This window comes from Streptomyces sp. PH10-H1 (assembly GCF_030063355.1).
GTDB lineage: Bacteria > Actinomycetota > Actinomycetes > Streptomycetales > Streptomycetaceae > Actinacidiphila.
Window position 1 is genome coordinate 144,170 of the sequence record NZ_JASISZ010000006.1, and the last position, 14,115, is coordinate 158,284.

12 protein-coding genes and 1 pseudogene are annotated in these 14,115 nt (G+C 71.4%); 11 read left to right on the top strand and 2 right to left on the bottom strand.

Translation table 11 applies throughout. The annotated features are described in order from the left end of the window. Nucleotides 1-262 precede the first annotated feature (262 nt). The 5 genes and pseudogenes from lpdA (at nt 263) to QMK24_RS06565 (ending at nt 5,921) form a co-directional block, all read left to right on the top strand. Nucleotides 263-1,651, top strand: a complete 1,389-nt coding sequence (gene lpdA, locus QMK24_RS06545; protein WP_283464208.1) for a dihydrolipoyl dehydrogenase — start codon at nt 263-265, stop codon at nt 1,649-1,651. A 51-nt stretch (nt 1,652-1,702) separates the two neighbouring features. Further along, nucleotides 1,703-3,481 (top strand): 2-oxoglutarate dehydrogenase, E2 component, dihydrolipoamide succinyltransferase, encoded by a 1,779-nt coding sequence (gene sucB, locus QMK24_RS06550; protein WP_283464209.1) that lies wholly within the window; start codon nt 1,703-1,705, stop codon nt 3,479-3,481. 127 nt (nt 3,482-3,608) lie between these two features. After that, nucleotides 3,609-4,087: pseudogene (locus QMK24_RS06555) on the top strand (helix-turn-helix transcriptional regulator); the annotation flags it as partial. A 183-nt stretch (nt 4,088-4,270) separates the two neighbouring features. Then, nucleotides 4,271-5,266 carry a GNAT family N-acetyltransferase gene (locus tag QMK24_RS06560; protein ID WP_283464210.1) on the top strand — a complete coding sequence of 332 codons (996 nt, stop codon included), beginning with the start codon at nt 4,271-4,273 and terminating at the stop codon, nt 5,264-5,266. 142 nt (nt 5,267-5,408) lie between these two features. After that, entirely contained in the window at nt 5,409-5,921 is a 513-nt protein-coding gene (locus QMK24_RS06565; RefSeq protein WP_283464288.1) for a DUF4240 domain-containing protein, read from the top strand. 78 nt (nt 5,922-5,999) lie between these two features. Here the strand turns inward: QMK24_RS06565 and QMK24_RS06570 are convergent, their stop codons facing one another. Further along, nucleotides 6,000-6,500 (bottom strand): GNAT family N-acetyltransferase, encoded by a 501-nt coding sequence (locus QMK24_RS06570; RefSeq protein WP_283464211.1) that lies wholly within the window; start codon nt 6,498-6,500, stop codon nt 6,000-6,002. Nucleotides 6,501-6,575: 75 nt separating this feature from the next. On the opposite strand from QMK24_RS06570, the gene QMK24_RS06575 reads away from it, so the two are divergent. Together QMK24_RS06575 and QMK24_RS06580 are read left to right on the top strand one after the other, a co-directional pair. After that, a complete protein-coding gene (locus QMK24_RS06575; RefSeq protein ID WP_283464212.1) occupies nt 6,576-7,469 on the top strand; it encodes a TIGR01777 family oxidoreductase in 894 nt (297 codons plus the stop codon). Nucleotides 7,470-7,591: 122 nt separating this feature from the next. Next, nucleotides 7,592-8,908 carry an NAD(P)/FAD-dependent oxidoreductase gene (locus QMK24_RS06580; protein WP_283464213.1) on the top strand — a complete coding sequence of 439 codons (1,317 nt, stop codon included), beginning with the start codon at nt 7,592-7,594 and terminating at the stop codon, nt 8,906-8,908. A gap of 217 nt (nt 8,909-9,125) precedes the next feature. Here the strand turns inward: QMK24_RS06580 and QMK24_RS06585 are convergent, their stop codons facing one another. Next, nucleotides 9,126-10,625 (bottom strand): NsdA family TPR-like regulatory protein, encoded by a 1,500-nt coding sequence (locus tag QMK24_RS06585; RefSeq protein WP_283464214.1) that lies wholly within the window; start codon nt 10,623-10,625, stop codon nt 9,126-9,128. 311 nt (nt 10,626-10,936) lie between these two features. Between QMK24_RS06585 and lipB the strand changes: the two genes are divergently transcribed. The 4 genes from lipB to QMK24_RS06605 all read left to right on the top strand — a co-directional run bounded on the left by lipB (nt 10,937) and on the right by QMK24_RS06605 (nt 14,057). Next, on the top strand, nt 10,937-11,743 hold the full coding sequence (gene lipB / locus QMK24_RS06590; protein WP_283464215.1) for a lipoyl(octanoyl) transferase LipB: 807 nt from the start codon (nt 10,937-10,939) through the stop codon (nt 11,741-11,743). Between the two features lie 147 nt (nt 11,744-11,890). Beyond that, nucleotides 11,891-12,868, top strand: coding sequence for a lipoyl synthase (lipA, locus tag QMK24_RS06595; RefSeq protein WP_283464216.1), 978 nt, complete (start codon nt 11,891-11,893; stop codon nt 12,866-12,868). Between the two features lie 197 nt (nt 12,869-13,065). Continuing rightward, complete coding sequence (locus QMK24_RS06600) at nt 13,066-13,308, top strand: SCO2195 family GlnR-regulated protein (protein WP_283464219.1); 243 nt, start codon at nt 13,066-13,068, stop codon at nt 13,306-13,308. Between the two features lie 68 nt (nt 13,309-13,376). After that, complete coding sequence (locus tag QMK24_RS06605; protein ID WP_283464221.1) at nt 13,377-14,057, top strand: DUF4191 domain-containing protein; 681 nt, start codon at nt 13,377-13,379, stop codon at nt 14,055-14,057. The last annotated feature ends 58 nt before the right edge of the window (nt 14,058-14,115 follow it).

Genomic DNA, 14,115 nt, shown 5'->3' on the forward strand with positions numbered 1-14,115 from the left:
GTGCGCGCGACTGGGCAGGTGTTCGCCCTGAGCGAGATTCTGCCGCCCGGAGTGCCCTTTACGGGCCAGTAGCCTCCCAGGATGGGGCTTAAGTCCGTCTCGGACCCCGGCCCGGTGACCCGTCTGCCGCGAACAAGTGCGAAGATGTTGGTCGGCACGACAGGGCCCAGTTTTCAAAGTTTTCAGACATAGCGGCCGATCAACAGCCGCCGCCCGGTCACCACAGACCGGCTCCGGCGTACCCATGCATGGAGGACGTGACGTGGCGAACGACGCCAGCACCGTTTTCGACCTAGTGATCCTCGGCGGCGGCAGTGGCGGTTACGCCGCAGCGCTGCGCGCGGCGCAGCTGGGCCTGGACGTCGCCCTGATCGAGAAGAACAAGCTCGGTGGCACGTGTCTGCACAACGGCTGCATCCCCACAAAGGCTCTGCTGCACGCGGGCGAGATCGCCGATCAGGCTCGTGAGAGCGAGCAGTTCGGTGTCAAGGCCACCTTCGACGGCATCGACATGGCGGGTGTCCACAAGTACAAGGACGACGTGATCGCCGGCCTCTACAAGGGCCTGCAGGGCCTGGTGGCCAGCCGCAAGATCACGTACGTCGCGGGTGAGGGCCGGGTGTCCTCCCCCACCACGGTCGATGTGAACGGCGAGCGCTACACCGGCCGCCACCTCCTGCTGGCGACCGGCTCCGTGCCGAAGTCGCTGCCGGGCCTGGCCATCGACGGCGACCGCATCATCTCCTCGGACCACGCGCTGGTCCTGGACCGCGTCCCGAAGTCCGCGATCGTGCTGGGCGGCGGCGTCATCGGCGTCGAGTTCGCCTCCGCGTGGAAGTCCTTCGGCGCGGACATCACGATCGTCGAGGGCCTGCCGCATCTGGCCCCGCTGGAGGACGAGAACAGCTCCAAGCTCCTGGAGCGCGCGTTCCGCAAGCGCGGCATCAAGTTCAACCTCGGGACCTTCTTCCAGAAGGCCGAGTACACGGCCGACGGTGTGAAGGTGACCCTCGCCGACGGCAAGGAGTTCGAGGCCGAGCTGCTGCTCGTCGCCGTAGGCCGCGGCCCGGTCTCACAGGGCCTGGGGTATGAGGAGGCCGGTGTCGCGATCGACCGCGGCTATGTCCTCGTCGACGAGTACATGCAGACGAACGTGCCCACCATCTCGGCCGTCGGTGACCTCGTCCCGACGCTCCAGCTCGCGCACGTCGGCTTCGCAGAGGGCATCCTGGTAGCTGAGCGGCTGGCCGGTATCAAGGCCGTGCCGATCGACTACGACGGCGTTCCGCGCGTCACGTACTGCCACCCGGAGGTCGCCTCCGTCGGTATCACCGAGGCGAAGGCCAAGGAGCTGTACGGCGCCGACAAGGTCGTCACCCTGAAGTACAACCTCGCCGGCAACGGCAAGAGCAAGATCCTCAAGACCGCGGGCGAGATCAAGCTCGTCCAGGTCAGGGACGGCGCCGTCGTCGGCGTCCACATGGTCGGTGACCGTATGGGCGAGCAGGTCGGCGAAGCCCAGCTGATCTACAACTGGGAGGCGCTGCCGGCCGAGGTCGCCCAGCTCATCCACGCACACCCGACGCAGAGCGAGGCGCTCGGCGAGGCTCACCTGGCTCTCGCGGGCAAGCCGCTGCACTCCCACGACTAAGCCCCTCACCACGCACCCCATCCGCACAGATCGTTAGGAGCAACCGCAACCATGGCGGTTTCCGTAACCCTTCCGGCGCTCGGCGAGAGCGTGACCGAGGGCACCGTCACCCGTTGGCTCAAGGCCGAGGGTGAGCGCGTCGAGGCCGACGAGCCGCTGCTCGAGGTGTCGACCGACAAGGTCGACACCGAGATCCCATCGCCCGTGTCCGGCATCCTGGCCTCCATCAAGGTGGCCGAGGACGAGACCGTCGAGGTCGGCGCCGAGCTGGCCATCATCGATGACGGCTCGGGCGCGCCCGCCGCTGCCGCCCCGGCCCCGGCCGCTGTTGAGGCACCTGTTCCCGCTCCCGTGGCCGCCCCGGCCCCGGCCGCTGTTGAGGCACCTGCTCCCGCTCCCGTGGCCGCCCCGGCCCCGGCCGCTGCTCCGGCCCCGGCCGCTGCTCCGGCCGCCGCCGAGGGCACCCCGGTCCTGCTCCCCGCACTGGGCGAGTCGGTCACCGAGGGCACCGTCACCCGTTGGCTCAAGTCGGTCGGCGAGACCGTCGAGGCCGACGAGCCGCTGCTCGAGGTCTCCACCGACAAGGTCGACACCGAGATCCCGGCTCCGGCCGGTGGTGTCCTCCTGGAGATCCTCATCAACGAGGACGAGACCGCCGAGGTCGGCGCCAAGCTCGCCGTCATCGGAGCCGCGGGTGCCGCTCCGGCGGCCGCCCCGGCTCCCGCCGCTGCGGCACCGGCCGCTGCTCCGGCACCGGCTCCCGCCCCTGTGGCGCCCCCGGCTCCCGCTCCGGTCGCCGCTCCGGCCCCGGCTCCGGTGGCTGCTCCGGTCGCCGCACCGGCACCCGCTGCCGCTCCGGCACCGGTCGTCACCCCGGCCCCGGTCGCCGCTCCGGCGACCTCGGGCGACGACGGCGCGTACGTGACCCCCCTGGTCCGTAAGCTCGCCTCGGAGAACGGCGTGAACCTGTCCGCGGTCAAGGGCACCGGCGTCGGTGGCCGTATCCGCAAGCAGGACGTCATCGCCGCCGCGGAGGCCGCCAAGGCCGCCGCGTCCGCCGCCCCGGCCGCTCCGGCCGCCGCTCCGAAGGCCGCCCTCGTGGCGTCCCCGCTGCGCGGCCAGACGGTCAAGATGACCCGCATGCGCAAGGTCATCGGCGACAACATGATGAAGGCGCTGCACAGCCAGGCACAGCTCACCAGCGTGGTCGAGGTGGACATCACCAAGATCATGCAGATGCGCAACAAGGCCAAGGACGCGTTCGCGCAGCGCGAGGGCGTCAAGCTCTCGCCGATGCCGTTCTTCGTCAAGGCCGCAGCCCAGGCGCTGAAGGCCCACCCGGTCGTCAACGCCCGGATCAACGAGGACGAAGGCACCATTACCTACTTCGACTCCGAGAACATCGGTATCGCGGTGGACTCCGAGAAGGGTCTGATGACCCCGGTCATCAAGGGTGCGGGCGACCTCAACATCGCGGGTATCTCCAAGCGGACCGCGGAGCTGGCCGGCAAGGTCCGGGCGAGCAAGATCAGCCCGGACGAGCTGTCCGGTGCCACCTTCACGATCAGCAACACCGGCTCGCGCGGTGCGCTGTTCGACACGGTGATCGTGCCTCCGAACCAGGCGGCCATCCTGGGCATCGGCGCCACCGTCAAGCGTCCGGTGGTCATCGAGACCGCCGAGGGCACCGTCATCGGCGTCCGCGACATGACGTACCTGGCGCTCTCCTACGACCACCGTCTGGTGGACGGCGCCGACGCGGCCCGTTACCTGACGGCCGTCAAGGAGATCCTGGAAGCCGCGGAGTTCGAGACCGAGATCGGCCTCTGAGAGCTCCGAGACCCGGAGCCACTGGGTCTCCGGTCTACTGAGGCATTCGCTACGACAGCGCCCCCGACCCGGTTCCTCCGGGCCGGGGGCGCTGTCGTAGCGGAGGAGCGGACAGGAGGAACCACCCATGCGCGCGGCCCGGCTGATCCACCTCGTACTGCTGCTCCAGAACCGCGGCTCGATGACGGCCGCCGAGCAGGCGGAGACCCTCGAGGTCTCGGAGCGCACGGTCGCGCGTGACGTGCTGGCCCTCTCCGAGGCGGGCGTGCCGGTGTACGCCGAGCGCGGGCGGTCCGGCGGTACCGGCTCGTCGGCGGGTACCGCACGCGCCTGACGGGGCTGGGGCGCGACGAGGCGGAGGCGCTGTTCCTGTCCGGGGTGCCGGGCGCGCTGCGCGACATGGGCCTGGCGGACACCGGATCCGCCGCCCGGCTCAAGGTCACGGCGGCGCTGCTCCCCGAACTCCGGGACGCCTCGCACTCCGCGGCCCAGCGGTTCCATCTGGACGCGCCCGGCTGGTACCAGGAGCCGGCGACGCCGCCGCTCCTCCCCGCGCTCGCCGACGCCGTCTGGGACGACCGGGTGGTCACCGCCCGCTACCGGCGGCCCGGCCGAGTTCCACGGCCATCGCCCGCCCGGCTCCGCGCGTGGCTCCCGCGACGAGGACTACCTTCCCCTTGAGCCCGTCATTCGGCTTGTCGGCCATGCGTGACCTCCTGTAGTGGTACGTACTGCATGACCGTCGCAGCCATACTCGACATCCTGTGTCGGGTTTCCTCCGGAGGCATCTTGTCGATTCACATAGATCTGCTGACCGAGCCCACCGGCACGCAACTCCACGACTGGCACCAGGTGCTGGCCGCTGCCCTCGGCCATGACCTACCCGGCGATCCGGTGCCCTCGCACGACGACGTCTCCACCCGGCTGACAACACCGAACGCCTACAGCCGCAAGCTGCTGTGGCTGGCGCGGAACACCTCAGGGGCGCCCGTCGGGACCGCCGCGCTGCGGCTGTTCGACGAGCCGGGACGGTCGCACCTCGCCTCTCTGGAGCTGTACTCGCACCCCGCCCACCGGCGGCTCGGCGCCGGCTCCCGGCTGCTGGCCACCGCCGTGGACGCGGCCCGCGGCGACGGGCGCCGCAGTCTCATCACCCGGACCACGGTGGGCACCCCCGGGGACCGGTTCCTGGCCACCCGGGCCTTCACACCGGCACTGAAGCTCACCTGGCGGCGGCTGCGGCTCGACACCACGGACGCCGCGATGATCGGCGGCCTCGCCGGAGAGCCGCACCCCGGCTACCGGCTGGAGGCGTGGGAGGGCGTCGCGCCCGACGACCTGATCGACGCGTTCGCGCGGGCCAAGCAGGCTATGGCCGACATGCCTACCGGTGGAATCGACTTCGGCACCGTGCCGTGGAACGCGGAGCGGGTGCGGTCCGTCTTCGAGGGCTTCGCCAAGCGCGGAGAGCAGCTGATCACCATCACCGCGGTCAGTGACACCGACGGCTCCATGGCCGGATACACCATGCTGGCCGTTCCGGCCGGCGGCACCGGGCGCGCGCTGCAGTACGACACGGCCGTCGTTTCCGGGCACCGCGGGCACGGGCTCGGCCGCTGGCTGAAGGCGTCGATGATCCAGCGGGTGGTGGCCGAGCTGCCCGGAGTGACGGAGATCGAGACCGACAACGCCGACGACAACCGGCACATGGTCGCGATCAACGCGGGTCTGGGATTCGTACCGGTCCGGCAGACGGTGGAGTACCAGCTGAGCCTGGCGGAATGAATTCCTCCGATTCTTCCCGCGACCGCGGGCGGGCACCCCGCGGCGTCATCCGGCCATTGAGCCCAAACGTGCGTAACGACACGGACGCATACGGGGCACTCCGCGTGCGTCCGGCCCCGGCAACCGGGAAGCTGGACGCGTGATGGACGAGACGGAGTTCTGGGAGATCATCGACAGCACCCGCGCGGCCGCGGACGGTGATCCGGAGGAACACGCCGACCTGCTGATCGAGCGGCTGGCGCAGCTCGATCCGGATTCGGTCGTGGACTTCGCGCGGCACTTCGAGACCCGCTTCGCGCGGGCCTTCCGGTGGGATGTGTGGAGCGCGGCGGACATCATGCTGGGCGGGGCCGACGACGAGGCGTTCGACTTCTTCCGCTGCTGGCTGATCGGCCAGGGCCGCCATGTCTTCGAGGGCTCCCTGCACTCACCCGACGACCTGGCCTTCCTCGTCGGGGAATTCGACCCGGAGGTCGACGGCGACGCCGAGGAGCTCGGTTACGCGGCGGACGAGGCGTACGAGCAGCTCACCGGGGTGCGGCTGCCCGATCTGGAGCTGCCACAGCCCGGTGACCCGGAGGGCGAGCAGCTGGACATGGACGACACGGACCTCATGGCGGACCGTTTCCCCAAACTGTGGGCCCGCTTCGGCTGACCCGGCGGCCGGCCACGTCCCGCCTCACCTTCCGCGTCCCGCCCCGCCCTTCCGAGTCCTCCGCGCCCTTCCGCCTCGCTACGCGGCCGCGAAATCCAGCGGCCGCCCCATCAGCACGTCGTCCACGTACGCGCCCTCCAGCAGGAACTCGCCCGGCAGAATGCCCTCCACCGCGAAGCCCATCGACTCGTAGAGCCGCCGGGCCGGCGCGTTGTGGCCGAGTACCCGCAGGGTCATGCGGACCGCGCCCTGTCGGTCGGCCTCGCGCAGGGCGGCGGCCATCAGCTTGCGGGCGATGCCCCGGCCGCGGGCCCAGGTGTCCACCGCGAGGCCCTGTATCTGGCGGACGTGCGCGTTGCAGGGGAGCGGGGTGGGCGGCACGATGCGCACATAACCGGCCACCTGTCCGTCGACCTCGGCGACCAGGATCTGGTCCGGGAGGTGCCGCTCGTCGAAGAACCCCTTCGCGGGGTCGGGCGGCGGCTGCACCGCGTGGAGCGACGACCAGGTACGGACATCGATCCCTACCAGATCGGCCTCATCGGCGAGGGTCGCCGAACGGATCATCACATCTGACATGCGGGCAACTGTGCCACGCGCCGCACCCCTGGTCCGTGGCGCCCCGCCGGGTCCCCGAGCGGGCAGAATGAGCCCATGCGTATCGCAGTCACCGGCGCGACAGGCCTGATCGGCACCGCCCTCGTCCACAACCTCACCTCCGACGGACACCAGGTGGTGCGCCTGGTGCGGCGCGAGCCCGCGGGCCCGAGCGAGGTGCGCTGGGATCCCGCGCGCCAGTACGTGGACACCAAGGGACTGACGGGCTGCGACGCGGTCGTCCACCTCGCCGGGGCGGGCGTCGGCGAACACCGCTGGACCGCCGCGTACAAGAGGGAGATCCACGACAGCCGGGTGCTCGGCACCGCCGCGATCGCCAAGGCCGTCGCCTCGCTCGACACCCCGCCCGCGGTCCTGGTGTGCGGCACCGCGGTCGGCTTCTACGGCGACACCGGCGACCGCCCGGTGGACGAGGACAGCCCGCCCGGCAGCGGCTTCCTCGCCGACCTGTGCCAGGAGTGGGAGGCCGCCGCGGAACCCGCTGCGGCGGCCGGCGTGCGGGTCGCGCACGCCCGCACCGGGCTCGTCGTCTCCCGCGAGGGCGGCGCCTGGGGACGGCTGTTCCCGCTCTTCAAGGCCGGGCTCGGCGGCCGGCTCGGCAACGGGCGCCAGTACTGGAGCTTCATCTCCCTGCACGACGAGATCGCCGCGTTCCGCCACATCATCGACACGGAGACACTTTCCGGCCCGGTGAACCTGACCGCGCCCGAGCCCCTCACCAACCGCGAGATCACCGCCGCCATGGGCCGCGTACTCCACCGGCCCACTCTCGCCGCGGTACCCGCGCCCGTCCTGCGCGTCGTGCTCGGCGAATTCGCCCAGGACGTCCTGGGCAGCCAGCGGGTACGGCCGCGGCGGCTGCTGGACTCGGGCTTCTCATTCGCGTTCGCCGAGATCGACGACTGCGTCCGGGCCGCACTCGGGCACTGAGTGCCGAATAGGCCGAATCGCACCGTGCGCGCGGTGCGTCAGCCGCTTGGGATGAGGGCATGACCCCTAGCAGCGCCAGCTGACGCGAGCGGGGAACGAAGCCAATCTCCGGGAGGGGCATCGTGCTCTCAACAGCACGGCAAGCGGACGTCGTCGTGGTCGGGGCCGGGCTTGCGGGCCTCGCCGCGGCGCATCATCTGACCAGTGCGGGGCTGACCGTCACCGTCCTGGAGGCGGGGCCACGGGTCGGCGGCCGGATGGCCACCGACACCGTGGACGGCTTCCGGCTCGACCACGGGCCACAGCTGCTCAACGCCTCGTACCCCGAACTCCGCCGCACCCCGGGGCTGCAGGGACTGCGGTTGCGCCCGTTCTCCCCCGGCGCCCTGGTACGGGCCGGGGGACGTGGCTACCGCGTCGGCGGCGCGCGTACCCGTACGCGCACGGTGCTCTCCGCGGCGCGGACGCCGATCGGCGACACCCTCGACTGGGCGGGCCTCGGCACCGCGCTCAACCGGCTGGCCGCCACCTCCACTTCACGGCTCCTCGCCCGGCCCGAGACCACCACGGCCGCCGCGCTCGCCGCCCGCGGTTTCGCGCCACGCCTCGTCGACGGCTTCCTGCGCCCGCTCCTCAACGCGCTGCTCTACGACCCCGAACTGGCCACCTCCAGCCGGTGCGCAGACCTTGTGCTGCGCGGCTTCGCCCGCGGCGGCACGTGTCTGCCCGCGACCGGCGCCGCGACCCTCCCGCAACGCCTCGCCGCCGCGCTGCCGCCGGGCAGCGTCCGGCTCGGCGTCCGGGTCACCGCCGTCTCCGTCAACGCCGTCGCCACCGACGGCGGGGGCGGGGGCGGTGAACTGCCCTGCCGCGCCGTCGTGGTGGCCACCGGCGCGCGCGCCGCCGGTGAACTCCTCCCCGGGCTGCGGGTGCCCGCCTTCCACGCCGTGACCCTCGTCCACCACGCGGCACCGCGGTCCCCGCTGCGCGAGCCCCTTCTGGTCCTCGATGCCGACCGGCGCGGACCCGTCTCCCACACCATCCCCGCCAGCGAGATCGACGCCTCCCGCGCGCCCGCCGGACGCGCGCTCATCACGTCCGTCCTCCTCGGACCGCCGGCGAACGGCGCCGGCGCGGACGCCGCCGACGCCGCCGTCCGCGAGCATCTCGCCGAGCTCTACGAGACCTCCACCGAAGACTGGGAGCCCCTCGCCGCCCATCACGACCCCGAGGCCGTCCCCGTCATGACCGCGCCGCACGACCTGCGGCGCCCCGTGCGGCTCCTGTGCGGCCTCTACGTCTGCGGCGACCACCGGGACACCAGCACCGTCCAGGGCGCCCTCCTCTCGGGCCGCCGCGCCGCCGCCCACCTCCTCGCCGACTTCGGCCTCCGCCCGGGCTACGGAGAAACCCCCCACCAGTCGGAGGAGGCGGCGTAACCGCCTACGGCGGGCTTTTCGGGCCGGGGCCCGGCGGCTCCGGGGGAGGTCGGCGCCCGCACACGGAGAACCGGCTGGAGGGGGACGGGGCCGGAGGGGTGGGGTTCGAAATGCTGCCGAGCTATTTGATGGGCCGCCTGGAACGTAAAGAGGCGATTTCGAACCGCCGCCCCGGAGGGCCCGGCCCGAGACCCCCAAGCCCGCGGCAAGCGACCCGTCAGCCGACGGCAAGTCCCAGTGCCGCGGCCCGTTCGTGGAACGCCCGGGCCGCCGTCGTGTCACGGAAGGGTTCGAGGCGGCGGCCGAAGTCGCGTACGTACTCCACGGCGCGAGTGGACCGCATCTCGGTGGCCTGCTGCATCGCCTCGCTCCCCAGCGCGCACGCGAGATCGAGCTCCCCGAGCCCGAGCCGCGCCGAAGCCAGCACGGTGCGGCAGAAGAGGCGGCTGCGGGCGTACGCGGGGCCGCGTAATTCCAGGGAGCGTTCGGCGTACTGGGCGGCGGCGCGGTGCTGTTGGAGGTCGCGGTGGCAGTGGCCGAACTCGTCGGCGAGCTGGGCCTCGTCGAAGAAGCGGGCCCAGTAGGGGACTTCGTCGCCTGCCCGCGCGGCTTCGAGGGAGCGTTCGGCGCGGGCGAGGGCGGCGGCGCAGGCGCGTACCTCGCCGAGCAGCCCGTGTCCGCGCGCCTCGGCGGCGTGCAGCAGGGCCTGGACGACCGAGGGCGCGCTGGTGCCGACCCCCTGCTGGGCGACACGGGCGAGCTGGACGGCCTCTCGCCCGTGTCCGAGGTAGACGGCCTGACGGCTCATCGTGACGAGGACGTAGCCGCCGTAGACGCGGTCCCCGGACGCCTGGGCGAGGCGCAGTGCCTGGACGAAGTAGCGCTGGGCGAGCCCGTGGGCGCCGATGTCGTAGGACGTCCAGCCGGCCAGCCGGGTCAGATCGGCGACGGCGGCGAACAGCCGTCGCCCGAGGGCCTCGCCGTACGTGCCGCGCAGCATCGGCTCGGCCTCGTGCTCGAGGTAGCGCACGAGCGCCTGGCGGGCGTGGCCGCCGCCGTAGGTGTTGTCCAGGGTCCTGAAGAGGTCGCCGACAGAACGCAGCGCGGCGATGTCGCCCATGGTGACGCGCTGGCGGGGGGCGGCGGCCGCCCGGGCGTAGGCGTGGCCGCGGGTCTGGGCGGGGACCCGGACGCGGCCGGGCTGCGGCGCCTCCTGACCCCCGGGACCGACCCCGGAACCGGACGCGGAACCGGACGCGGGACCGGACGCCACGTGCTCATCGGCCCGGCCGATGAGCCAGTCGCGGCTGGGCACGACCAGCCCCGCCGGAGTGAAGGTGATTTTGCGCAGCTCGGCCTGGCTACCGGTGTCTTTCCGCCACAGTCCGCTGATGATGTCGACCGCTTCCTCCGGTCCGGAGGCGAACTCCAGGCCCGCGTAGACCGGCGCGCAGGCCTCGAGGCCGAGGTCCTCCGCGGACAGCCGCCGCCCGAGGCGCCGGGTGAAGACCTCGACGATGAGCGCCGGAGTGGTGCCGCGCGGCTGCTGGCCGCGCAGCCAGCGCGTCACAGAGGTCTTGTCGTAGCGAAGGTCGAGGCCGTGCTCGATGCCCAGCTGGTCGACCCGGCGGGCGAGCCCCGCGTTGGAGAAGCCGGCCTCGGCGATCAGGGTGGCGAGCTGGCGGTTGGGGACGCGCTGCGTGGATCGGTCCGTCATCGGCTGTGCGGTCCGCTTCCTTCGAAGGACTCTGGATCGGCGTGAATGTAACGGCCTGTAGTGCCGCACTCACTACCAGAGCCTCAGATTACCCCGAATGGGTTACACGTAGCCTCATTGACCTGCAAAGGCCCTTCTTTCGGGGCACAACCCGTGGTAGCGCCTCCGGGCACCGGCCGATCACCCACATCCGCCGCACATCCGCCGCGCACCGGCCGCCGGCGGGCCCCTCTATGAGCCCCCTTCGGACGGCTTTCGCCGCGGTCGTACAGTTGCAGGGGCGCTAACGGGGGCGACTACGAGGAGCTGACGTGACTGACCTGCACTTTGTCCACCTGGGGTTCGGGGCGGACGCCGTCGAATACCAGGAGGCATGGCAGGAGCAGCGCAGGGTGCACGCCGCGCGCTTCGAGGACGAGATCCCCGACACCTGCCTCCTGCTCGAACACCCGCCGGTCTACACCGCGGGGCGCCGCACCGCCGACAGTGAGCGTCCGCTGGACGGCACGCCGGTCGTCGATGTGGACCGCGGCGGCAAGATCACCTGGCACGGCCCCGGCCAGCTCGTCGGGTACCCGATCCTCAAGCTGCCGCGCCCGGTCGATGTCGTCGCACACGTACGGCGCCTCGAGGACGCCCTGATCCAGACCTGCGCCGAGTTCGGCCTGGAGACCACCCGCATCGAGGGTCGCAGCGGCGTCTGGGTGCTGGGCGATCCCGTCGAGCAGCGTCCGGCGCCGGGCGGCGGGCTGACCCTGGACTTCGACCCCCGGCTGGCGGACGAGGAGTTCGATCCGCGCCTGAACGGTCCGGAGTACGCCCCGTCCAACGCCGGCCAGCGCCGCGAGGACCGCAAGCTCGCGGCCATCGGCATCCGGGTCGCCAAGGGCGTGACGATGCACGGCTTCGCCATCAACTGCAATCCGGACAACACCTGGTTCGACCGGATCGTGCCGTGCGGCATCCGCGACGCGGGGGTCACCTCGCTCTCCAACGAGCTGGCCCGCGAGATCCCCGTCACGGACGTCGCACCCGTGATCGAGAAGCACCTGAGGGCGGTCCTGGAGACCGCGGCACCGCTTCCCCGGGCCGCGGCACCGCTCCCCCGGGCCGTCTAACCGCCGTCTCCCAGCCGTCCCGCAGTCGTCCAGCAGCTGTCCGGGGGAATGCCCCCACGAGCCTGTCGGTTGGCTCCGTTCGTAGAGGTACAAACAACGGGCGTACCCTGGTGTTCGCCGAAGAATCGAAGTCGCAGGGAGCCAGACGTGTCCGCTGTCGCACCCGACGGTCGCAAGATGTTGCGCCTGGAGGTCCGGAACGCTCAGACCCCCATCGAGCGCAAGCCCGAGTGGATCAAGACCCGGGCGAAGATGGGCCCCGAGTACACGAAGATGCAGAAGCTCGTGAAGAGCGAGGGTCTGCACACGGTGTGCCAGGAGGCCGGCTGTCCGAACATCTACGAATGCTGGGAGGACCGCGAGGCCACCTTCCTCATCGGCGGCGACCAGTGCACCCGGCGCTGCGACTTCTGCCAGATCGACACCGGCAAGCCGCAGGCGCTGGACCGTGACGAACCGCGCCGCGTCGGCGAGTCCGTGGTCACCATGGATCTGAACTACGCCACGATCACCGGCGTCGCCCGCGACGACCTGGAGGACGGCGGCGCGTGGCTCTACGCGGAGACCGTGCGGCAGATCCACGCGATGACGGCGCAGCGCGAGACCGGCTTCACCAAGGTCGAGCTGCTGATCCCGGACTTCAACGCGGTACCCGAGCAGCTCGCCGAGGTCTTCTCGTCCCGCCCCGAGGTGCTCGCGCACAACGTCGAGACGGTGCCGCGGATCTTCAAGCGGATCCGCCCCGGCTTCCGCTACGAGCGCTCCCTCGAAGTGATCACCAAGGCCCGCGAGGCCGGACTCGTCACCAAGTCCAACCTGATCCTGGGCATGGGCGAGGAACGTTCGGAGGTCAGCCAGGCGCTGCGGGACCTGCACGACGCCGGCTGCGAGCTCATCACCATCACCCAGTACCTGCGGCCCTCGCCGCGGCACCACCCCGTCGAGCGGTGGGTGAAGCCGCACGAGTTCGTGGAGCTGAAGGACGAGGCCGAGGAGATCGGCTACGCCGGAGTCATGTCCGGGCCGCTGGTCCGTTCGTCGTACCGGGCCGGACGGCTGTTCCAGCAGGCGATGGAGCGGCGCCGGCAGACGGGCGAGCACTCGGTGGCCGCGCAGATCGTGTGAGACCCCTCACGGGGGCGCGGTGCGGCTCCGCACCGCGTCACCGCCCCCGCCAGGCATGGGGCCCGGCGGGGCGGTGTCAGGGATGCGACAGGGCTTCATGCGAGATTGACCATACGGTCACAGGCTGGTAACACAATGTGGCGAGCCTGGTTCTACGCACTCCCACGCGATTCCGAGGCGTCCTGAGGGGGACCCCCATGCAGGTCGAGTCCGCACAACTCCGCCAGAGCACACTCCACCCCACAGTCACCGTCACCGGAGCCCTGCGTGCCATGGAGGCGCTGCTGTTGGGCGGGGGGCAGCAGACCGCCCGCCGCAACGCCTGGTCGGCCGTGGTCGAGGACCGCCGCCGGGCCAAGGACCGACGCGAGGTGCAGCACGTCATCGAGGCCCTGAACCCGCACCCCGGCAGCCGGAACACGGGGCCGGATTCCCTGTAGGCGGCCGGCCGGCCTCTTGAGGGCCTCCGATGCGTCCGCCGGCGCGCGGGCCACGTATCCTGTGCCGCATGGCGAGGAAGGAAACATCCGAGAACCCTGGGCGTCTTCAGCAGATCGCTCAGACCTACAAGATGACCAGGCGGGCCGACCCCAAGGTCGGGCTCGTCGTAGCGGCTGTGGGAATCGTCACCTTCGGTGTCATCCTCGCCCTCGGCTTCTTGATCGATCACCCCATCTACGCGGGCATCCTGGGCTTCCTGCTCGCGTTCCTCGCGATGGCCATCATCTTCGGCCGCAGGGCCGAGAAGGCCGCCTTCGGGCAGCTCGAGGGCCAGCCGGGTGCCGCCGCGGCGGTACTGGAGAACGTGGGCCGCGGCTGGACCGTGACCCCGGCCGTCGCGATGAACAAGAGCCAGGACGTGGTGCACCGCGCGGTCGGCAAGGCCGGTGTGGTGCTGGTCGGCGAGGGCAACCCGAACCGGGTGAAGTCCCTGCTCGCCAGTGAGAAGAAGAAGGTGGCGCGCGTCGTCTTCGACGTTCCGATCACCGACATCATCGTGGGCAACGAAGAGGGCCAGGTCCCGCTCAAGAAGGTACGGACGACGCTGCTCAAGCTGCCGCGCGTGCTGGCGGGGCCGAAGGTCACCGAGGTCAACGACCGGCTGCGGTCGCTCGGCACCCTGATGAGCAACATGCCGATCCCGAAGGGTCCGATGCCGAAGGGCATGCGGATGCCGAAGGGCCGCTGAGCGCTCCTCGGCCCGGACATCTACTTCGCCCCCGGTCGCCGGTGCCGGCCGTTTGAGT